At 70.2% G+C, this 20,820-nt stretch carries 20 protein-coding genes and 1 pseudogene; 9 read left to right on the forward strand and 12 right to left on the reverse strand.

Features of this window, described 5'->3' with window-relative positions; all coding sequences use genetic code 11:
• The first annotated feature begins 55 nt into the window (after window positions 1-55).
• Window positions 56-1,234 carry a saccharopine dehydrogenase family protein gene (locus ACFY10_RS12955; RefSeq protein ID WP_390665133.1) on the forward strand — a complete coding sequence of 393 codons (1,179 nt, stop codon included), beginning with the start codon at window positions 56-58 and terminating at the stop codon, window positions 1,232-1,234.
• Window positions 1,235-1,241: 7 nt separating this feature from the next.
• Here the strand turns inward: ACFY10_RS12955 and mmpA are convergent, their stop codons facing one another.
• The 5 genes from mmpA to ACFY10_RS12980 all read right to left on the reverse strand — a co-directional run bounded on the left by mmpA (window position 1,242) and on the right by ACFY10_RS12980 (window position 4,042).
• On the reverse strand, window positions 1,242-1,388 hold the full coding sequence (mmpA, locus tag ACFY10_RS12960; RefSeq protein WP_390665134.1) for a morphogenic membrane protein MmpA: 147 nt from the start codon (window positions 1,386-1,388) through the stop codon (window positions 1,242-1,244).
• A gap of 67 nt (window positions 1,389-1,455) precedes the next feature.
• A complete protein-coding gene (locus ACFY10_RS12965; RefSeq protein ID WP_390665135.1) occupies window positions 1,456-1,713 on the reverse strand; it encodes a hypothetical protein in 258 nt (85 codons plus the stop codon).
• Window positions 1,714-1,784: 71 nt separating this feature from the next.
• A complete protein-coding gene (locus ACFY10_RS12970; protein WP_390665136.1) occupies window positions 1,785-2,522 on the reverse strand; it encodes an endonuclease V in 738 nt (245 codons plus the stop codon).
• 24 nt (window positions 2,523-2,546) lie between these two features.
• On the reverse strand, window positions 2,547-2,909 hold the full coding sequence (locus ACFY10_RS12975) for a plasmid stabilization protein (RefSeq protein ID WP_390665137.1): 363 nt from the start codon (window positions 2,907-2,909) through the stop codon (window positions 2,547-2,549).
• Window positions 2,910-2,965: 56 nt separating this feature from the next.
• Window positions 2,966-4,042, reverse strand: coding sequence for a WD40/YVTN/BNR-like repeat-containing protein (locus tag ACFY10_RS12980; RefSeq protein WP_390665138.1), 1,077 nt, complete (start codon window positions 4,040-4,042; stop codon window positions 2,966-2,968).
• Between the two features lie 252 nt (window positions 4,043-4,294).
• On the opposite strand from ACFY10_RS12980, the gene ACFY10_RS12985 reads away from it, so the two are divergent.
• Entirely contained in the window at window positions 4,295-4,711 is a 417-nt protein-coding gene (locus tag ACFY10_RS12985; RefSeq protein WP_390665139.1) for an SsgA family sporulation/cell division regulator, read from the forward strand.
• 276 nt (window positions 4,712-4,987) lie between these two features.
• On the opposite strand, the gene ACFY10_RS12990 is transcribed toward ACFY10_RS12985, so the two are convergent.
• The gene (locus ACFY10_RS12990) at window positions 4,988-5,659 is read right to left on the reverse strand and encodes a GPP34 family phosphoprotein (protein WP_390665140.1); all 672 of its coding nucleotides are present in this window, start codon (window positions 5,657-5,659) and stop codon (window positions 4,988-4,990) included.
• 311 nt (window positions 5,660-5,970) lie between these two features.
• On the opposite strand from ACFY10_RS12990, the gene ACFY10_RS12995 reads away from it, so the two are divergent.
• From ACFY10_RS12995 to ACFY10_RS13005, 3 genes are all read left to right on the forward strand, one after another.
• Entirely contained in the window at window positions 5,971-7,584 is a 1,614-nt protein-coding gene (locus ACFY10_RS12995) for an ABC-F family ATP-binding cassette domain-containing protein (protein ID WP_390665141.1), read from the forward strand.
• A gap of 138 nt (window positions 7,585-7,722) precedes the next feature.
• Window positions 7,723-8,499 carry a dimethylargininase gene (gene ddaH, locus ACFY10_RS13000; protein ID WP_390665142.1) on the forward strand — a complete coding sequence of 259 codons (777 nt, stop codon included), beginning with the start codon at window positions 7,723-7,725 and terminating at the stop codon, window positions 8,497-8,499.
• A 216-nt stretch (window positions 8,500-8,715) separates the two neighbouring features.
• Entirely contained in the window at window positions 8,716-9,690 is a 975-nt protein-coding gene (locus ACFY10_RS13005; RefSeq protein WP_390665143.1) for an acyl-ACP desaturase, read from the forward strand.
• Window positions 9,691-9,763: 73 nt separating this feature from the next.
• Here the strand turns inward: ACFY10_RS13005 and ACFY10_RS13010 are convergent, their stop codons facing one another.
• The 4 genes from ACFY10_RS13010 to ACFY10_RS13025 form a co-directional block, all read right to left on the reverse strand.
• Window positions 9,764-10,738: a hypothetical protein gene (locus ACFY10_RS13010; RefSeq protein WP_390665144.1), complete on the reverse strand. Its 975-nt coding sequence runs from the start codon at window positions 10,736-10,738 to the stop codon at window positions 9,764-9,766.
• A complete protein-coding gene (locus ACFY10_RS13015) occupies window positions 10,738-11,439 on the reverse strand; it encodes a cytochrome b N-terminal domain-containing protein (RefSeq protein ID WP_390665145.1) in 702 nt (233 codons plus the stop codon). The genes ACFY10_RS13010 and ACFY10_RS13015 overlap by 1 nt, the downstream gene beginning before the upstream one ends.
• Window positions 11,436-11,624 (reverse strand): hypothetical protein, encoded by a 189-nt coding sequence (locus ACFY10_RS13020; protein ID WP_390665146.1) that lies wholly within the window; start codon window positions 11,622-11,624, stop codon window positions 11,436-11,438. Before ACFY10_RS13020 ends, ACFY10_RS13015 begins: the two co-directional genes overlap by 4 nt.
• A 415-nt stretch (window positions 11,625-12,039) precedes the next feature.
• Complete coding sequence (locus ACFY10_RS13025; RefSeq protein WP_390665147.1) at window positions 12,040-12,285, reverse strand: WhiB family transcriptional regulator; 246 nt, start codon at window positions 12,283-12,285, stop codon at window positions 12,040-12,042.
• A gap of 215 nt (window positions 12,286-12,500) precedes the next feature.
• Between ACFY10_RS13025 and ACFY10_RS13030 the strand changes: the two genes are divergently transcribed.
• Both ACFY10_RS13030 and ACFY10_RS13035 read left to right on the forward strand, forming a co-directional pair.
• Window positions 12,501-13,286, forward strand: a complete 786-nt coding sequence (locus ACFY10_RS13030) for a VOC family protein (protein WP_390665148.1) — start codon at window positions 12,501-12,503, stop codon at window positions 13,284-13,286.
• A 204-nt stretch (window positions 13,287-13,490) separates the two neighbouring features.
• Window positions 13,491-13,707, forward strand: a pseudogene (locus ACFY10_RS13035) (hypothetical protein).
• 79 nt (window positions 13,708-13,786) lie between these two features.
• Here the strand turns inward: ACFY10_RS13035 and ACFY10_RS13040 are convergent.
• Both ACFY10_RS13040 and ACFY10_RS13045 read right to left on the reverse strand, forming a co-directional pair.
• Window positions 13,787-14,824: a LacI family DNA-binding transcriptional regulator gene (locus ACFY10_RS13040; protein ID WP_390665149.1), complete on the reverse strand. Its 1,038-nt coding sequence runs from the start codon at window positions 14,822-14,824 to the stop codon at window positions 13,787-13,789.
• Between the two features lie 68 nt (window positions 14,825-14,892).
• The gene (locus tag ACFY10_RS13045) at window positions 14,893-15,840 is read right to left on the reverse strand and encodes a multicopper oxidase domain-containing protein (RefSeq protein WP_390665150.1); all 948 of its coding nucleotides are present in this window, start codon (window positions 15,838-15,840) and stop codon (window positions 14,893-14,895) included.
• A gap of 189 nt (window positions 15,841-16,029) precedes the next feature.
• On the opposite strand from ACFY10_RS13045, the gene ACFY10_RS13050 reads away from it, so the two are divergent.
• Both ACFY10_RS13050 and ACFY10_RS13055 read left to right on the forward strand, forming a co-directional pair.
• Complete coding sequence (locus ACFY10_RS13050; RefSeq protein ID WP_390665151.1) at window positions 16,030-18,516, forward strand: ThuA domain-containing protein; 2,487 nt, start codon at window positions 16,030-16,032, stop codon at window positions 18,514-18,516.
• Complete coding sequence (locus ACFY10_RS13055) at window positions 18,516-20,711, forward strand: OmpL47-type beta-barrel domain-containing protein (RefSeq protein ID WP_390665152.1); 2,196 nt, start codon at window positions 18,516-18,518, stop codon at window positions 20,709-20,711. The genes ACFY10_RS13050 and ACFY10_RS13055 overlap by 1 nt, the downstream gene beginning before the upstream one ends.
• Window positions 20,712-20,820 lie beyond the last annotated feature (109 nt).

Raw genomic sequence — 20,820 nt, forward strand, 5'->3', positions numbered from 1 at the left:
CTTCACGCTAGCCTCGGCCACCGACAACGGCGCGTGCTGCGGACCGAGGGGTGTCATGAGCAGGCTGAACAGGACGGACCGTCCGTACGACATCGTGCTCTTCGGAGCCACGGGCTTCGTCGGGACGCTCACCGCGGAGTACCTTGCCGCGCACGCACCCGACGACCTGCGCTGGGCGATCGCGGGCCGCAGCGAGCAGAAGCTGGAGCAGCTGCGCGAGCGGCTGCCCGGCACCGGGAAGGTCGGGGTGCTGCGGGCGGACGTGGCCGATCCGGCCTCGCTGCGCGAACTCGCCGAGCACGCGCGCGTGGTGGCCACCACGGTGGGGCCGTACGTGACGTACGGCGAGGAGCTGGTCGCCGCCTGCGCGGACAGCGGTGCGGACTATCTCGACCTGACCGGTGAGCCCGAGTTCGTGGACCTGACGTACGTCCGGCACGACGCACGCGCGCGTGAGACCGGTGCGCGGCTGGTGCACGCGTGCGGCTTCGACTCCATCCCCCATGACCTGGGCGCGTATTTCACGGTCCGGCAGCTGCCGGAGGGGGTGCCGCTGACGGTGGACGGGTTCGTGACGGCGGACGCCACCTTCTCGGGCGGCACGTTCGCGTCGGCACTCAACCAGTTCTCGCGGGTGCGGCCGATGCTGGCCGCCGAGCGGGACCGCAGGCGGCACGAGCCGCGCCTGGTGGGCCGGCGGGCCGCCGCTCCCACGGGTGTGCCGCGGTTCGCGAAGGAGGTCGGCGCGTGGGCACTGCCGCTGCCGACCATCGACGCGCAGATCGTGGGCCGGTCCGCCAAGGCCCTGGAGCGGTACGGCCCCGACTTCCGCTACCGGCACTACGCGGCGGTGCGGCACCTGCCGCTCGCGGTGGGTGGGATCGCGGCCGTCGGCGGCCTCATCGCGGCCGCCCAACTGCCGCCCGCACGGCGCTGGTTGTCGGGCCGGCTCAAGCCCGGCGACGGGCCGAGCGCCGAGAAGCGGGCGAAGAGCTGGTTCAAGGTCCGTTTCGTGGGCGCGGGCGGCGGCCGGCAGGTGCTCACGGAGGTCGCGGGCGGCGACCCCGGCTACGACGAGACGGCCAAGATGTTCGCCGAGTCGGCCCTGTCGCTGGCCTTCGACGACCTTCCGCCGACGGCCGGCCAGGTCACCACGGCGGTCGCGATGGGCGACGCGCTGACCGAGCGCCTGCGCGGGGCCGGCATCACCTTCCGGGTCGCCGCGAGCCGGTGAACCTGCCCTACAACGTCCACCCCGCCACCGTGTAGAGCATCCCGGCGATCCAGCCGAGCCCCGCCAGCACGGCGAGGACCAGCGCGGCCGTCACGGCACGCTCGACGGGACGGTTGGGGTCGGCGAGGGGCTTCGGGGCGCGGTGCGTCGTCATGCGGCACAGCCTGCCGAGCGGCGCACCGCGGCCACATCCGTACGGGTACTCAGTCCAGGTACTCAGATCATCCGTCGAGCGGCTCCGGCGGCCGGCCGCCGAGCGCGTCCGCGATCCGGTCCCGCACGGCCGGGTCGGGTGCGGCAGTGGCGAGCCGCCGGGCGAGGGGGCCGATCTGCCACCCCGCGTCGTGGTCGAAGAACGGAGGAGACCCGGCCTCGTTGTGGCCGACCTTGCCGACCAGCTCCGCGAGGCGGAACAGGATCCGCTGCTCCTGCGTGAGCTGCTCCTCGACCGCCCAGCCTCGGCGGACCAGCTCGAACACCTCACGTCCACGGCTCCACCGGCCGCGGTCCCCCGCGAGCTCCAGGGCCGCCTCGATCTCAGGGTGCGTCCCTACGACCGGGTGGGATCCGCCGCCGCACGGTCGGCCAGTGGCTTCCTCGGGGCAGCGGCCTCCCGCAACGCCTGTCGGCACAACGCATCCGCCCTGCGGGTCGTCTCCGGGAGGCGGTAGGCGGGGGTGAGCGCCAGCGTGTGGGCGCAGGCGTTGTCGAGGCTCATGCGATGGCCGACCGACACGAAGACCGGCTTGACGGACTCCCGGGTGCGCAGCGCGCGGCCGACCTCCTCGGTGTCCGCGAGGAGCGGTGACGTGCTGCCGCGCGGGGCGCCCGGGTCGTCGTAGGCGAAGGTGAAGGGGTTCTTGGCGACGCCCATCGTGGGCAGGCCCGTCAGGACGCCGAGGTGGCTGGCGAGGCCGAAGCGGCGCGGGTGGGCGAGGCCGTAGCCGTCGCAGACGACCAGGCCGGGCGGGCACGGCAGGGCGTCGAGGGCGCCGAGGACCGTGGGGATCTCACGGAAGGCGAGCAGGCCGGGCACGTACGGGAAGGAGATGCGTCCCACGGCCGTCGCCTCTGCGACGACGTCGAGACTCGTGGCGTCCAGGACGACCGCCGCGGCCGCGACGACGTCCCGCTCGTCGTCGTAGGCCACGTCGACGCCGGTGACATGCCCGGTGCCGGGCGGCGGTCCCGGCTCGTCGAGCACCACCCGTGTCCGCAGTTCGTCCTGTACGGCGCGGGCCTGTTCCTCGGTCGCGGGCCAGCCCGCGGGGATGCGTACGGTCATCATGGTGAGGACGAGCGTACGGGCCCCTCACTTGCCGCCCAGCGCCCGCTGCAGCTGGCTCTTGTTCATGTCCGAACGGCCCTGGATGCCACGGCGCTTGGCCTCCTCGTAGAGCTGGTCGTAGGTCGGGCCCTGAGAGCCCTTGCCCGACCGCTGTCCGCCCCGCCTGCCGGACGACATGTCCTGGGTCGAGACGCGGCTCGCGGTCTTCGACTCGCCGGACCGGGCGCGTTCCTTGTTGACCGTCCGCGCGGCGATCTCCTCGGCGCGCTTCTTGCTCTCTCCCCGGTCCTGCGCGCTCTCCGATGGGGGTCCCCCCGCTCGAGCGCAGTCGAGAGTGGGGGAGTGTTCGTACTGGCGTTCCCGCTTGGGGCTCGAACCGCGTGGCATGTGCGCTCACTCCTCTCGCCGTCAGCGTCCGGGTACCCGGATTCGAGCCCCATGCGTCACGGTTCCAGGCGCGCCACCCGCCCCTGCTCCCCCGCGGCCCAGCAGCCGAGGTCGGCGGTGCAGTCCACGGTGTCGTACGTGCCCGTGTCGACCGTCCGCCAGGTGCGTCCGCCGTCGGTGGTCAGGTCGGTGCCGGTGGGGCCGACCGCGAGGGCGGCGGTGCGGCTGTGCGGGAGCCAGGCGGCGCCGGAGCGGTAGGCGGGCGGTGGGGTGCTGGCGGGCTGCCAGGTGCGGCCGCCGTCGTCGGTGCGGGCCGCGGCCTGCGGTGAGGACTGGTCGGGGCGGTAGTCGCCGCCGACCGCGAGGCCGTGGGTGCGGTCGCGGAAGGCGAGCGCGAAGACGCCCTTGGCCGGGTCGCCCGCGGGGACGGGTGTGTCGGTGGCCGTCCAGGTGAGCCCGCGGTCGGCGGAGTGCAGCACGCGCGCGCGTGCACCGCCGCCGGTGGCCAGCCAGACGTCCGACGGGCCCGAGGCGACCAGGCACTGGCCGCTCGCCGCGAAGCCCGCCTCACCGTCCAGGGCGGCCGGCATGCCGTCGCCGGGAAGCACCTTCCAGGAGCGGCCGCCGTCGCCGGTCGACAGGATGCGGAACTTGCCGTCCACCGGGTCGCTCATGGCGAGGCCGTGGCGGCGGTCGAAGAAGGTCAGGCAGTCGTAGAAGGCCTTGGTGTCGGTGTTGCGGAAGGACTCGGTCCAGGTCGTGCCGCCGTCGTCGGTGCGGTACACGCGGGAGGCCTCGCCCTCGCCGATGGCCAGCACCACGGCGCGCCGTGCGTCGAACGCCTCGATGTCCCGGAACTGCAGGTCGGCGGCGCCCGGCGGCGAGACGTTCCGCCAGCTCGCCCCGCCGTCGGTGGTGCGCAGCACGGTGCCGCCGGTTCCGGCCACCCAGGCGGTGTCCCGGCTGACGGCCGACAGGCCCCGGAAGCGCACGCCGGTCGCGCCGGTGTCCTTCAGTTCCCAGTGCGGCGCCCGGTGCCCCCGCTCCTGTGCCTGTGCGGGTACGGCGGTCAGGGCGGCCAGCGCCGCCGAGCACACCGCCCCCGCGGCCACCGTGCGAAACGTACGTCTCATTCGTCGCGTGTTCCCCATACGCCTCATGGCGGGCGAAGCTAGCCGACGCCCCGGACCCCGTCCAGATGGCAGCCCCTCGCCACAACTGCCCATCGGGGCACGGGAAATGGACTCCGTCACTCCACTGCATGAATACGGTGACACAGGTCACTCGAAATCGGTGTGCACGGATTGGCTGATTCCAGCGTCTCTAGCAGTGCCCGGCCCAATCCGCCCGGAAGTCCGTCCGGCCGTCACAAGGGAGCAAAGGCGTTGTCCACCGTCATCGAACACCCCGTGGAGGCCCGCCTCGTCGCCGCCGCGCCTCGCATGCCGAGCATCCCGGCGAAGCTGCACTACGACCGCAGCGACCCGTTCGCGGTCCGTATGACCTTCCCGGCCCCGGCCACCCTGGAGGGTGTGGAGGTCTGCTGGACGTTTGCCCGCGACCTCCTCGCGGCCGGCCTGCACGGGCCCGAGGGCCACGGCGACGTGCGCGTGCGGCCGTACGGCTACGAGCGCACCGTCCTGGAGTTCCACGCCCCCGAGGGCACCGCCGTCGTGCACGTCCTGTCGCACGAGATACGCCGGTTCCTCGACGCCACGAGCGCTCTGGTGCCCGTGGGTCTGGAGCACCTGCAGCTGGACCTGGACCACGACCTGGCGGAACTGATCCGGGACGCCTGCTGAGCGCTCCGCTGGGTGGGGCCGCGATGGGTCGTTTGTCGTCTGCGGGTCCGTTGTGGCTGGTCGCGCAGTTCCCCGCGCCCCTTAGGGGGGTGCCGCTCAGCGTGTTGCTCCCAGCAGGGCGTTGAGCTGTCCATACTCCAGCCCGTCGGCCAGCGCCTCGTAGGTCCCGCCTCCAGTAGTTCCCGGGCGGTGCGGTGGACCAGGGCGTGTGTGGCGACCGGTGGCCCGTCGATTCCGTCGATGAATCCGCCAGCTGCGTGAGGCGTCGGGGACGGGTCAGTCGCCCGTCGCCACGGCGGCTGCCGTCAGGGATGCGGTCACCGCCGTCTGGACCTCGGTGACGATCTTCCGCAGTGCGGGCGCCGCCGCACCGCTGCGCTCGGTCAGTTCCGCCACGCGCGCGTGGTGGCGTTTGCGGTCCTTGCCCGGCACCAGGGTGCGCAGTTCCGCGGCGGCGGCGAGGGCGACGACGGCCGCGTCCCGGCCGGAGACGTCCGCGACCGACACCGGGCCCTCCAGAACCTGCCGCGCCTCCTCGCGCAGCGCGTCCACGACGGCAGCCTGCGCCAGTACGTGCTCCACGCTCGGGAAGACGCCGAGGACCCGCTTCTTCTGCGCCCGCAGATATCCCTCGGCGGTCAGCTGCTCCCGTACGGCGTCGAGGGTCACGCGCGCGTGCAGCGTCACCCAGGTCCGCCACCGGTGCGGGCGGGACTCGCGGACCAGTTCCAGGAGCCCGTCGAGGGCGGCGTCCCCGGTGAGGGAGTCCATGTCGGCGGGCGTGGCGATGCCGTCCTCGTCGACGAGCAGACCGCGCTGGGCCAGTTCGGTGAGGGCGCCGGCCCGCACCAGATGAGGAAGGCCGGCGGCGCCGGTGACCTCGGTGGTGTTCGTGTCCCAGGCCAGCAGATAGAGCCGGGCGGGCAGTGAGAGCGGGCCGTCGGGCACGGGGACTCCTTCGTGCGGTGGGGTCGGGGGTCACGTTAATTCGTTGACAGCCCGCGCACCCCCTCCTACGGTGTACAGCGGTTCTGTTGCCGTCGATTGGAGAAGGACGTTGCTCGTCTGAGGTCCTGAGACACCGTGTCACACACGTGAGGTGTGTGCGCAGCGTGCGACCTCGGCATTCGAGCCGTCCCGATGGAGCAGGGCTTTTTCGTGCCCCGCCTTCTGCCTCAGGGCTCTCCTTTCCCGCCTTTGGTCGCCGGTGTCTCGATACGCGTTTGCCCCCTTCCGCATCGAGCAACCGCGAGGCCCGTATGTCTACTTCCATCACTTGTACGTCCCTGTTCTTCACCTGGCCCGACGGCACCCCCGTCTTCGAGGGGCTCGATGTCGCCTTCGGTCCCGGCAGGACCGGGCTCGTCGGCGTCAACGGGTCGGGGAAATCGACCCTGTTGAAGCTGATCGCCGGTGAACTCTCACCGGCCGACGGCGCCGTACGCGTCGCGGGCGAGGTCGGCTATCTCCCGCAGAACGTCACGCTCGACACCCAGCTGCGCGTCGACGAGGTGCTCGGCATCGCCGCGCAGCGGGCCGCGCTGCACGCCATCGAAGCGGGCGACGTGGCCGAGGAGCACTTCGAGACGGTCGGCGACGACTGGGACGTGGAAGAGCGCGCCCTCGCCACGCTCGGCGAACTCGGCCTCGGCCACATCGAGTTGGACCGCACCACCGGCGAGGTGTCGGGCGGCGAGTCGGTGCTGCTGCGGCTGGCGGCCCTGCTGCTGCGCCGCCCGGACGTCCTGCTGCTGGACGAGCCGACCAACAACCTCGACCTGTACGCGCGCAGGCGGCTGTACACGGCCGTCGAGTCCTGGCCGGGAGTGATGGTCGTGGTCAGCCACGACCGCGAACTCCTGGAGCTGGTCGACCAGATCGCCGACCTGCGCTCCGGGGAGGTCACCTGGTTCGGCGGAAACTTCTCCGCGTACGAGGAGTCCCTCGCCGCCGAACAGGAGGCGGCCGAGCGGATGGTGCGCGTCGCGGAGGCCGATTTCCGCAAGCAGAAGCGTGAACTGGCCGACGCCCAGGTCAAGTTGGCCCGGCGCAAGCGGTACGGGCAGAAGATGTTCGAGCAGAAGCGCGAGCCGAAAATCGTCATGGGGGCGCGCAGGCGCGCGGCGCAGGAGTCCGCGGGCAAGCACCGCATCATGCACGAGGAGCGGCTCAGCGAGGCGAAGGAGCGGCTCGACGAGGCGGTGGACGCCGTACGGGACGACGACGAGATCCGCGTCGACCTGCCGTACACGGCCGTACCGCCGGGCCGTGACGTCCTCACGCTGATGGACCTGGAGCTCGCGTACGGCGCGCGCGTGGCCGGCGGGCTCGATCTGCGTGGCCCGGAGCGGGTCGCGCTGATCGGGCGCAACGGCGCGGGCAAGACCACGCTGCTGCGCACCATCGCCGGGGAGCTGGCGCCGGTGTCGGGCGAGGCACGCGCGCACGTGCCGCTGCGTTTCCTGCCGCAGCGCCTCGACGTGCTCGACGACGAGCTGTCGGTCGCCGAGAACGTGGCCCGGTTCGCGCCGGGCGCCACCAACAACCGGGTCCGGGCGCGGCTGGCCCGCTTCCTGTTCCGGGGCGCCCGCGCCGATCAGAAGGCGGCGACCCTGTCCGGCGGAGAACGCTTCCGGGCGGCCCTGGCCGCGCTGATGCTGGCCGAGCCCGCACCGCAGCTGCTGATGCTCGACGAGCCGACGAACAACCTCGACATGGCGAGCGTGCGGCAGCTGACGTCGGCCCTGGAGTCGTACGAAGGGGCACTGATCGTGGCCAGCCACGACCTTCCGTTCCTGGAGTCGATCGGGATCACCCGGTGGCTGCTGCTGGACGGTGAACTGCAGGAGACGACGCCGGAGGCGATCGGATAGCTCCCGATTGCGCATCTCAGGAGGGGCACAGCCTGGCAACGAGGGTTTTGCCGTCGCGGATCGGGGTTGCATGATGGCGGACCGGGTGTCGCGTCTTGGACGCCCGGTCTGCCGTCCCGCCGATTCGGAGTCCCTCCAGTGCCCAGCAAGAAGGCCCTCGTCCGCCGCCCGAGCCCGCGCCTCGCCGAAGGGCTGGTGACGCACATCGAGCGGGAGAAGGTCGACTTCGATCTCGCGGTCGAGCAGTGGGAGGCGTACGTCGAGGCCTTGCGCGAGCACGGCTGGGAGACGGTCGAGGTGGACCCGGAGGACGACTGCCCGGACTCGGTGTTCGTCGAGGACACCGTCGTCATGTACAAGAACGTCGCGCTGATCACCCGCCCCGGCGCCGCGTCCCGGCGGGACGAGACGGCCGGCGTCGAGGAGGCCGTCGCGCGCCTGGGCTGCTCGGTGAACTGGATCTGGGAGCCGGGCACCCTGGACGGCGGCGACGTGCTGAAGGTCGGCGACACGATCTACGTCGGCCGGGGCGGGCGCACCAACGCGGCCGGCGTGCAGCAGCTGCGGGCCGCCTTCGAGCCGCTCGGGGCGCAGGTCGTCGCCGTACCCGTCAGCAAGGTGCTGCACCTGAAGTCGGCGGTCACCGCGCTGCCCGACGGAACGGTCATCGGGCACATCCCGAAGGTGGACCGGCCCTCACTGTTCCCGCGCTTCCTGTCGGTGCCCGAGGAGGCCGGCTCCCACGTCGTGCTCCTCGGCGGCAGCAAGCTGCTGATGGCGGCGAGCGCGCCGAAGACGGCGGAGCTGCTGACCGACCTCGGCTTCGAGGTCGCCGTGGTGGACATCAGCGAGTTCGAGAAGCTCGAGGGCTGTGTGACATGCCTCTCGGTGCGACTCCGGGAGCTGTACGCCTGACGAGTGAGCGGATCATCCTTTCAGCCCCGGGACCTGCGGGTCCTGGGGCTTCCGGCATGTCCTTGGAAATCCTAGGAAACATGGCCTGATCAGGGATCTTTACATCGCACTTAACCTACGGCAACGTAACCTACGGTTTCGTAGCCTACGCTTTCGTAAGTTCCGGCACCGCTCGCCGGTTTGTTCCGCTTTGTACCGCGTCCCCCTGGAGTACCCGTGACGATCACGTCCCCTCAACTCGGCAGCTCGTCCGCCTGGACCGACGCCCGTCTGCTGTACGCGCTGGAGGAAGTGGTCGAGCAGGAACTCAACCGGCATCTGAAGGTCGCCAAGGACTGGATGCCGCACGAGTACGTCCCGTGGTCGGACGGCCGTAACTTCCCCGGTCTCTTCGAGGACGGCGAGGCCTGGGACAAGGAGCAGTCCAAGGTCACCGAGCTCGGCCGCATCGCCCTGGTCGTGAACCTCCTCACCGAGGACAACCTCCCCAGCTACCACCACGAGATCGCCTCGCTCTTCGGCCGCGACGGCGCATGGGGCACCTGGGTGCACCGCTGGACCGCCGAGGAGGGCCGGCACGGCATCGTGATGCGCGACTACCTGCTCGCCTCGCGCGCGGTGGACCCGGACAAGCTGGAAGCGTTCCGCATGGCCCACATGAGCGAGGGCTTCGAGTCGGACAACCGCCACTCGATGCTGCACTCGGTGGCCTACGTCGCCTTCCAGGAGCTCGCGACCCGCGTCTCGCACCGCAACACCGGCCACCAGTCGGGCGACCCGGTCTGCGACCGCATGCTGGCGCGCATCGCGACCGACGAGAACCTCCACATGGTCTTCTACCGGAACCTGCTCAAGGCGGCCTTCGAGCTCGCGCCCGATCTCACCATGCAGGCCGTGCGCGACGTGATCGTCAACTTCCGGATGCCCGGCCACGGTATGCCCGGCTTCGAGCGGGCCGCCGCACAGATGGCGATCGGCGAGGTCTACAACATGCGCATCCACCACGACGACGTGCTCCAGCCGGTCCTCCGCTTCCTGAAGGTCATGGAGATCGACGGCCTCGGCCCCGAGGGGCAGCAGGCCCAGGACGAACTCGGACTGTTCATGGGCGGCCTGGACGCGGAGGCCCTGAAGTTCGACGAGAAGCTGGCGGCACGCAAGGCGCGCATGGCGGCGCGCGCCGCGGGCTGACGGCACACCTGACTGCACGCACAGGCTCGTCGGTACGCACTCGTACCGGCGAGCCTGTGCTGTCATGTGGCCTTCAGTCTTCCGACTGCCGGGCCCGCACCGCAGCCTCCCGTTCCCGGTAGTACGAGCGCCAGATCAACCGGTGCACGCGCGTCCAGCGCGGGATGGACCGCACGCCGGGGATGAAGGGCACCAGCAGCAGGCCCAGGCTGAGCACGGCCATCAGGCCCCAGATCAGGGCGTCGGCGTTGCCGGACGACTTGAAGGGGTCGATCTGGTACCAGAACGTGTAGAGCCACAGCCACGCCTGGCCCGGGTAGTTCCCGGTCTCGTTCATCATTCCCCACTGGTCGCCGCCCAGGTGCTGGGCGCGGGCCAGGGACTCCAGGTAGGAGCCGTCGGAGAGGAAGAGCAGGGGGCGGGTGTAGTCGGTCTGGTAGAACTTGCCCTCGGCCTGCAGTTGCCCGTCCAGGGCACCGGACCTGGCCAGGCCGAGAAGGCGCGCGGTGAGGACGGGGACCGGGCCGTAGTCGCCGCCCGCGACCTTGGCGGGGTCACCGCCGGGCGCTTTCGCCAGGGCGTCGGAGTAGGCCTTGGTCCACGCCTGTTGCCGGGAGGCCGGCGCTGCGGACCAGGCGGCGAGTGCCACGCGGACGCCGGGAGGCTCGGGGGCGTCGGTCAGCGGGCGGAGCACGAAGTCGTTGGCGGTGTCGATCGGGATGCGGACCCCGGCGGCACTCTGCAGCCCGAGCGGGCCGATCTTCTGGGCCGCGTCGGGCGTGTGGTTGTACGGCGGTCCGTACTCGGCCGTTCCGCTGGTGCCGCCGAGTTCGGCGACTGCTGTGGCCGTGAAGTCCGCGCCGGCCGCACGCGACCAGGAGGCCAGGGTCACCGGCCTGTCGTCGGGCGAGGAGAAGAGTGCGGCCAGACCGGCGGTGAGGAGCGCGACCACCACCAGGGCGATGGTGAACTCCTTGACCAGGTCGTACGGCCGGGTGGGGAAGTCGGCCGGGTCCGGCACCGCGGACTTCTCGGATCGTCGGCGCATCACGACACCTCCCCCTGTGCGGGCGCGGACGCGGCCTTGGCGCCGTCAGCGGGATCGGTCGCCCCGATGGGCGGCACGATTCCGCGCCGCCGGACCAGCAGGATGTGCCAGGCGGTCAGCAGACCGAGGACGAACGGGAGCAGCACGATGTGCCACATCAGCATCTGCCCGAAGTCCAGCACGTTGAAGAACGCGCCGATACCGACCGAGTTCAGCCCGTCCTTGGCCTGCCCGGCGATCCACTGCGAGTCGAAGTTCTGCTGGACGAGGTAGCCGGTGAAGGCGGTGCCGATCGAGGCGAAGAAGCACACCGCGCCGGTGACCCAGGTCAGGGCCCGCCGGCCGCGCCAGGCAGCCATGAAGAACTTGCCCCACAGATGGATGACCATGAAGAACATGAACAGCTCGACGCTCCACAGGTGCAGGCCGTTCACATACTTGCCCGTCGCCGAGACATGCCACCACGCGGGCCCTTTCAGCGCGAGCACCCCGCCGGTGACGAGCACCACGATCAGCGAGGCCACGGTGAGCACGCCGAAGACGTAGATCCATGAGGCCATGTATGCCGGCTGGGTGTCCGGCAGCAGCTTGTCCGGGGGCAGTGCCGAGACCGCCCGCCGCCGCACCGCTCCGGTCCAGCCGCCCGAAGTGGACTCGTTCCCGTGCGGACCGGTGGCCGCGCGCTCGCCCGGGTCACTCATTTGCGGCCTCCGGGAAAGGGCAACAACAGGGCCACGACGAAGACGACCACCATCACACCGATGACCACGAGGTTCGCGACGGACAACTGGATCACACCCCAGTGCACATAGCGCCCGGTCCCGTTGAGATCGATGGGCGCGGCGAGCACACGGCCGCCCGACAGCAGGAGTCCTGTGATTGCCATGTTCTGCCTCCCCATCCCTCTGCACCGCCATGACAAGCGAAGCGCTTCGTTGAGATTTGGGCATCCGGGATCGCCCGGACCATGGGCCATAAGGCCCAACGGGAACATGCTTCGGTGGGGGCGCTCCGTGGGCTTTCGCCGCACTCCGGGCACTGCGGGGATCTTCGGCCATGCGGGTGCCGAATTTCGTCGGCCCGGCTCTGCCGGCGGCTTCCTTCGCTTCTGATCACCAATTGAGAGCTGTGAGCGACGCGAGGGCTACTGATCCGTCGCTTCTGGTGCCGGAGTGACGCCCCTCGGGCACGACGCCCCCCCGTTCGTCTCGAACAGGTCACCCAGCTTGAACCCGTCCCACCCAACGCGCAATACCTCGCCGGATTCTCGTCGAGGTGCTGCTCCGCCGGGACGCGGCCCGTCAGTGCGTCGTCCGCCTGAGTTCCAGCCGCTCCTTCTCCGACAGGCCGCCCCAGACGCCGAAGCGTTCATCGTTCTGCAGGGCGTACTCGAGGCAGGCGGGACGCATCTCGCACAGGCCGCAGATGCGCTTCGCCTCGCGCACCGAGCTGCCCGGCTCGGGAAAGAAGAAGTCCGCCCCCGTCTGCGCGCACAGCGCCTGGGCCTGCCAGGCGAGGTCGGCCGGGGTGATGGTGTCGATGTGCATGGGCGAGATAGTGCCGCGGACCGAAAAACGTTCGATCAACGCGTCATCAACGCCGCCCCGCAAGGCCCCCGACCACCCCGATGGTGGCGTCCCCGCACACCGCGGCGCACGGCGGCGCGCGGAAGAGGGCGGAAAGAACGCTCCGGCAGCGATTGTCAGTGGGCGGTGCAAGACTCGGCAGAGCAGAGAACGGGACCCTTCCGAGGAGGGCGAAGATGCTCACCACCCGTTTCGTCAACGGCGCTCCCAACTGGATCGACGTCGGCACGTCCGACATCGACGGCGCCATCTCCTTCTACGGCGGCCTCTTCGGCTGGAGGTTCCAGTCGGCGGGGCCCGACGCCGGCGGTTACGGCTTCTTCCAGCTGGACGGGAAGACCGCTGCGGGCGGGATGCAGACCACGCCCGAGCAGGGCCCGCCGTCCTGGACCGTGTACTTCCAGAGCGGGGACGCCGAGGCCACCGCCAAGGCGGCCGAGCAGGCACACGGCAGTGTGCTGATGCAGCCCATGGACGTGATGGGCGAGGGACACATGGCGATCCTCGCCGACAAGGCGGGCGTGCCGTTCGGCATCTGGCAGCCCGGCCGGACCAAGGGCGTCGACGTGGCGAACGAGACCGGCGCCCTGTCCTGGGTAGAGCTGTACACCCCGGACATCGCCGCGGCCGCCTGGTTCTACCACGAGACGCTCGGCCTGGAGACGGCGGCGGTGCCCTTCCCGGGTGGCACCTACACCACCGTCAACCCCGCCGGAGGCGGCGAGGACTCCATGTTCGGCGGCATCGTCCCGCTCGCCGACGACCCGTCGGAGGACCGCGCGTACTGGCTGCCGTACTTCGAGGTCGCCGACACGGACGCCACGGTCGCCAAGGCAAGGGAACTGGGCGGTGAGATCCGCGTCCCCGCCACCGACATCGAGGGCGTGGGCCGCTTCGCCAAACTCGCCGACCCCTACGGCGCCCGCTTCGCGGTCATCAAGAGCGCACCACCGCAGACTTGAGGGAATGACGCCGCCGGGCGGTCTCGCCCGCGGCGCGTCCGACGAGCCGGCCGGGCCCCGCTCCTGCGGCCCCGGCCGTGCGCCGGTGAGCGCGCGATCGTCACCGCCGGCAGTCACACACCCCGACGGAGCACCACGAGCTCCGGCGCCCGGTCAGGCCGGCGGGACGGCCGCGCGCGCCTGTGCGACGGCGGCCGCCGGCCGCTGCTGCACGCCCTCGGGCAGTGGCGTTCCCTGAACCACAGCGCCCGGATCCGCGACATCGCCGCGCACTGCCGCCTCACCGAACGCGCCGTCCAGAAGATCATTTCCGACCTGGAAACAGGCCGGCTATCTCTCCCACACCAGGGAGGGCCGCACCAACACCTACCGGATCGATCACCAGCTCCCCCGACGGCACGCGGCCCCACGCCAGGCCTGACCGCACCACCGGCGGTCACCGCGCGCTCCGGTGCGATACCGCGCCCCGCAAGGGGCGCGGGGCCGTATCCATATGCGGCTCAGGCCGAGACCCGCCGCACCAGTGTCGTAGGCAGGACCACGCTGGACGGTGCGCCCCCGACACCTTGGTCGGTGCCGCGGGGACCGAGGCGCCGCAGCAGCAGCCGGGCCATCAGCCGGCCCATCTCCTCGATGTCCTGACGGACCGTGGTCAGCGGCGGATCGGTCTGCTCGGCGACGGGCAGCATGTCGTCGAAGCCGATCACGGCAACGTCGTCGGGCACCCGCCGCCCGCGCTCACGCAGCACGCGCATGGCGCCCGCCGCGGTGAGGTCGTTGGCGGCGAACACGCCGTCCAGGTCGGGCCGGCGGTCGAGAAGTTCGCGCATAGCCCGCTCTCCCCCTGCAGGCGTGAAGTCGCTCTCGACGATCAGCCGCGGGTCGGCGTCGACCATGACGTCCCGGAAGCCGTCGAGCCGGTCCGCCGCGGACGTCTGGTCGAGGGGGCCGGTGATGTGCGCGATCCGGGTACGGCCGAGGCCGGCGAGATGGCGTACGGCCTCGCGGGCGCCGCCACGGTTGTCGCTGTCGACGTACACCACCCCGCTGCGGCCGTCGCTCCAGCCGGGCCGTCCGCCGAACACGGTCGGCACACCCGCGTGCTGAATCAGCCCGGGCAGCGGGTCGTCGAGGTGCAGCGAGAAGACGAGCGCCCCGTCGACGTGGCCCCCGGCGAGATAGCGGCCGACGCGGGCGTGGTCGTCGCGGCCCTCGGTGAGCAGCAGCACGAGCTGGTTGTCGTGGGCCGTCAACTCCTTGCTGATGCCGCGGAGTTGCAGCGCGAAGAAGGGATCGGCGAAGACACGGGTCTCCGGTTCGGCGATGACCACGGCGACGGCGTCGTGCCGCCTGGTCACCAGGCTGCGGGCCGCCTGGTTCGGCACGTACCCGAGCTCCTCCACCGCGCGCCGCACCCGTGCCACGAGGGGTTCGCGCACCCCGTCGCCGCCGTTCACCACCCGGGAGACGGTGGCCCGGGACACGCCCGCCCGGGCAGCCACGGCCTCCAGTGTGGGGCGCGGTGCGGTGTCGGTCACTTCGAAGCTCCTCGTCGGCAGGTGCCGATCAGGATAGCTCCGGGAGGGTGGGCACGGTGAGAGCGCTCTCAGTGTTCGTGCGGCTCGTACCCCGGAATCGTGCCGTCCGGCTTCTTCACCAGGAAGAGCCCGACCATCCCCATGTCGGAGTGGCTCTGGACGTGGCAGTGGTACATCCACGCGCCCGCCCCGACGCCCTCTCCCGCGAGGACCTGGAAGCCGAAGGAGTCCGCCGGGCCCACGATCTTGTTGTCGATCACCTGGCTGGGGTCGTCCGGGCCGGTCAGCATGCCCGTGCGGTTGTCCGCCCAGCGGTGACCGTGCATATGGAACGTGTGGTAGTACTCGCCGTGCGTGATCATCACGAACTCGACCCGATCGCCCACCGTGGCCTCGAAGTTCGGCCCGGAGTGCGCCGGCTTGTTGTTGATCGACATGTCGTTGAAGACGATCGTGTACGTCGTGTCCGGCAGGACGTCTCCCTTGCGGCGCACGATCACCGGGCCGTACAGGCCCTTCCTGATCCCGCCGGTCCCGTGTTCCGTGCCGACGACGTGGTCGTGGTAGTGCCAGTAGCCCGCGCTGCCCGCCCGCCAGGTGCCGTCGGAGCGGCGGCCGGGGGTGTGGGTGCGCCAGGTGTAGGTGCGGGTCCCGCCGGGCTCGACGTCGCTCTTGTTCAACTTCGTTCCGTCGCTCGAGACTTCGTAGTCAAGGCCGTGGACGTGCAGGCTCGCCGCCACATCCATCGTGTTCTCGAACTCGATGTGCAGCGTGTCGCCCTCGTTGAGTTCGATGAGCGGCCCGGGGATCGTCGCCTTGCCCTTCTCCAGGCCGTAGCCCATCTGTCCGTCGGCGAGCTTCTCGGCGTACAGCTTGATGCGCTTGACCTCTCCCCCGGCCGGCGCGGTCCCCGCCGGACCGGCGGCGCTCGCGGCCTCCGGCACCAGGGACAACGATGTCGCGACGGCCGCGCCGCCCAACAGCACGTGCCGCCGGTCGAATCGGCGTCTGTCCATGCAGAACTCCCCACGTCGATACGGGATTTGCGGAGACGTACCTGTGATGAACCTGTGAGACGGTACCGGCCCCGAAGCGGTTTATCCACACTCAGGACAAAGTTCGTGCGATTGCGGTCATAGGTATTGGCGAGTCATGCAAAGCGGTCTAGCTTCCTTGGCGTTGTTGCTGTGACCAAGGAGGTGCCCATGCACTTACGAGGGTTGAGCACAAGAAGCGCGAGAAGACGGGCCTGGGCGGCCACCGTCACGACGGGGGTCCTCGGGGCGGGACTGCTCTCGGGTCCCGTCGCCAACGCGCGCCCGGCCCCGGAACCATTCCTGACAACGATGTCCGTCAAGTCGCCACCGGGCGGCGCGAATGTACGGGTGCTGATCTTCTACGGTTCCGCGGCGGCCGGGGACGAGTCGCCGGTCGTGAACGCCGGTATCGAGGCGATCGAGAAGATCGGCCTGTCCGGCCCCGCGAACCAGCGGTTCAAGGTCGAGGCCACGGACGACGCCTCGGTCTTCACCAACGAGACCAGGCTGGGCCGTTACAACGCGATCGTGTTCCTGACCGGCGGCGGCGACGTCCTGGAACCGGAGCAGGAGGCGGGGCTCGAGGCCTATATGGAGGCGGGCGGCGGGTTCCTCGGCATCCATGACGCGGCGCGCGCGGAGCCGTACTCGGACTGGTTCACCGGTCTGGTCGGCGCCCGGCCCGCCGCTTCCAGCCCAACCACCGTGCAGCGTGCGGTCGTCGAGGTCGGCGACCGGCAGCATCCGGCGGCCAAGGACCTGCCGCTGCAGTGGAAGCGGCCCGATCAGTGGTTCAACTGGGTGAAGAATCCGTCCGGTGACGTGCACACCGTCGCCCGGGTGCGCGAGTCGACGTACAAGCCGGGCACGAGCGCCAACGGCTGGGATCATCCGGTCAGTTGGTGCCGTGACTACGACGGCGGGCGCTCCTTCTACACGGGCATGGGCGGCACGGTGTCGTCGTACGACGAGACGGACTTCCGCGACCATCTGCGCGGTGCGCTGCTGTGGACGACGCGGTTGGTGCAGGCCGACTGCAAGGCGACGATCAACGCCAACTACAAGGCGGAGCGGCTCACCCAGCCGAACCAACCGGGCCGGAACGATCAGATCGGCGAGCCGCACGGCCTGGTCACCGCGCCCGACGGACGTGTGCTGTACATCGGGCGCGGCGGCGCCGACTCCTCCCAACCCGTGATCACCGACTGGAACAACCCCGACGTCGGCAAGGGCACGGGCCAGATCCACGTCTACGACCCGAAGACCAAGAAGGTCACCCTGGCAGGCGAGTTGACCGTCTTCGGCAACAAGGGCGGCGGCGACGAGCTCACCAAGGTCGAGGAGGGGCTCCTCGGCATCGAGATCGACCCGAAGTTCGAGCAGAACGGGTGGGTCTATCTGCACTACACACCCCACTCGCAGCTCAACCGCGACACGCAGACGGCCGAGCGGCGCGTCTCCCGCTTCACGCTCGACCTCGCCACCGACAAGCTGGACCTGAGCAGCGAGAAGGTGCTGCTCAAGTGGCCGGTGCAGGTGCACAGTTGCTGTCACGCGGGCGGCGGGATGACCTGGGACTCGAAGGGCAACCTGTACATCGCGACCGGCGACAACAACTCCAGTGGTTTCAGCGGCGGTTACTCCGGCAACAACCCGCAGCCCAGCTACAAGGGCGTCTCCTTTGCCGACGCGCGCCGCACCGCAGGCAACACCAACAACCTCAACGGCAAGATCCTGCGCATCCACCCGGAGCCCGACGGGACGTACACGCTCCCGGAGGGCAACCTCTTCACCGGCAGGGAGACCGACGAGGGCGGCGGCAAGACGCGCGGCGAGATCTATGTGATGGGGGTCAGGAACCCGGCCCGGATCTTCGTCGACAAGAAGACCGACGTGCTGTACGCGGGCTGGGTCGGCCCCGACGCTTCGGCGCCCTCCACGACATGGGGTCCCGCCAAGTACGACACGTTCGCCGCCATCACCAAGGCGAGCAACCGGGGTTGGCCGTACTGCATGGGCAACAAGCAGCCCTACCGGGACCGCAACCTGCCGGACCCGTCGAAGCCACTGGGCTGGTACGACTGCGACCACCCGAAGAACGAGTCCCCGAACAACGACGGTCTCGTCAACCTCCCGCCGGTCACCGGCAACAACATCTGGTACTCGCCCCAGGGCGGCGCCCCGGACTACCCGCGCGACGCGAACGGCATCCCCTCGTACAAGCAGGAGGAGGCCACCTATCTGCTGCCGTGGCTCAAGGGCGGCGGCCAGGCGGCGATGAACGGGCCGGTCTACCGCTACGACGCGGCGAGCACCAGTGAGACCAAGTGGCCGTCGTACTGGGACGGCAAGTGGTTCGTCGGCGACTTCTACGACGCCGACCAGCCGCGCAACGCGGTCATCACCGATCCGAAGACGCAGGGAGACGGCGGTCTGCCCGTGCACTCGGAGTCGCTGAAGAAGATCGTCCCGGTCGGCAACGACGGGATCAAGAACCTCATGGACTGGAAGTTCGGTCCGGACGGGGCGCTGTACGTCCTCGACTACGGGCGCGGGTTCTTCACCTCGGACTCCAAGTCGGCGCTGTGGCGGGTCACTTACACCGGCGGCGGGCCGACTCCGGCCGCCGACCAGCTGGCGAGGGGAGGCCAGTGATGCGGCAACAAAGAGTCCTGACGGCCCTGTTGGCCACCATACTGATGATGCTGGGGCTTCAGACGACGGCCGGTGCGCAGCCCGAACGAACCGATCAGGCCGCCGCCGCTCAGGTGCTCACCTGGACGGCTGGTGACGACATCACCAAGTACGCATCGGCGCCCACGACGGCGGTCGCGGGCACGGCGACCATCGTCTTCGAGAACAGCACGGCGACCGGCAACACCACCGGCATGCCGCACACGCTGACCTTCGAGACGTCCGACCCCGAGTACAACAACGACGTCCAGCTCAACATCCTGGCCAACCCGAACGACGACATGGGCGGCCGCCACACCGCCGAGGTCACCCTCACGCCCGGCCGGTACTTCTACCACTGCACGATCCCCGGCCACGGGCAGATGCAGGGCACCCTCGTGGTCACCCAGGGCGGCGGCGAGGACACGACGGCACCCGAGACGTCAGCGGTCGTGACCGGTACACAGAACTCGCAGGGCCAGTACGTCGGTTCGGCGAGCGTGGCGATCAGCGCGAGCGACACGGGCGGTTCGGGCGTGGATCGGATCGAGTACGCGATCGGCGACGACGGCGCCTGGCAGCCGTACACCGCACCGGTCGTGGTCGACCAGGTCGGCAGCCACAAGGTCCGCTACCGCGCCACGGACAAGGCAGGCAACGTGTCCGCGGAGAATAGCGTGCAATTCACGGTGGTGGCGCCGCCTTCGGACGACACGACCGCGCCGGACACCTCGGCAACGGTCAGCGGTGAAAAGAACGCCGACGGGGCCTACCTCGACATGGCGACGGTGACCGTCTCCGCGTCCGACACCGGGTCCGGGGTCAACACGATCGAGTACGCCGTCGACTCCGGGGCCTGGACGCCGTACACCGCGCCCGTGATGGTGCACCAGCTCGGCACTCACAGCGTGAGGTACCGGGCCACCGACAAAGCGGGCAACGCATCGGCCGAGAAGAGCGTGCAGTTCACGGTCGTGTCGGCGCCCGCGCAGGACACCACACCGCCGGTGACGGGTGTGACGGTGGAGGGCACGAAGAACTCCGACGGTGCATATGTGGGCAGCGCCAAGGTGACCGTGACGGCCACCGACGAGGGCGGGTCGGGCGTCGACCGGATCGAGTACTCGCTCGACGGCGGACCGTACCTCGCCTACACCGCCCCGGTACTGGTCGGCCGTGCGGGCGCGCACACCGTGGCGTACCGGGCGACCGACAAGGCGGGCAACACCGCCGAGGCCCGTACGGTGAGTCTCACCGTGGTGTCGAGCCCGGTGCCGCCGCCCAACTGCCCTGAATACGACGAGCGGTTGACGGTGATCGTCGGCACGGTCGACTCGGGCGTACCGAACCGGGTCACCAACAACCGATGCCGCATCAACGAGTTGATCGAGGACGAGAAGGAGTGGACGTCTCACGTCCTGTTCCTCAAGCACGTCAAGACCGTCCTGGACAAGCTCCTCAAGGAAGGCGTCGTCGACCAGCGCGAGTACGACGCCATCCAGAAGGCCGCCCGCCAGTCCGGGATCGGCAAGCCGGGTCAGACCGAGGGCTACCGGAAGATCTTCGACGGGACGGCCGACTCCCTCGCCAAGTGGGAGCAGGTGGGCGGCGGTTCGTTCGCCCTGAACCCCGACGGTTCGATCACCAGCGGCACCACCAAGGACGGCCTGGGCATGCTGTGGTTCCCGCAGCGCAAGTACGGCGACTTCTCGCTGAAGCTCCAGTGGCGGGACGACGCCCCGGGCACCGGGAACGCCAACTCCGGTGTGTTCGTGCGCTTCCCGTGGGTCCACGACCACCCGGAGGAGTCACGCCCTGAGTGGGTCGCCATCAAGTACGGGCACGAGGTGCAGGTGCTCGACCGGCCCGACGGCGACATGTACAAGACGGGTTCGATCTACGGCTTCGACCGGGTGGGGCTGGCCGGCGCCGGCGTCACCCAGAAGGGCACCTGGAACGACTACGAGATCCGCGTGGTCGACCAGCACTACTCGGTCTACCGCAACGGCGCGCTGATCAACGAGTTCGACAACACCGGCGGCCAGGTCTTCTACCCGCCGCGCTCGGACGACCCGGGCACGGACGGGCGGCGGTTCGCCTCCGGTTACATCGGGCTGCAGGTGCACAGCACGACGGACGTGATCTCCTACCGGGACATCCGGATCAAGGAGTTGTAGTCGTTGTAGTCACCTGATCTGGCCCCGTTGCCCGTGGCGTACGGCACGCCGACTACGGCACCTGCCGTACGCCACCGGCGTCTTGGCCACATGCCCCTTCCCCCCGGGC

The sequence above is a fragment of the Streptomyces sp. NPDC001401 genome, assembly GCF_042895385.1.
GTDB lineage: Bacteria > Actinomycetota > Actinomycetes > Streptomycetales > Streptomycetaceae > Streptomyces.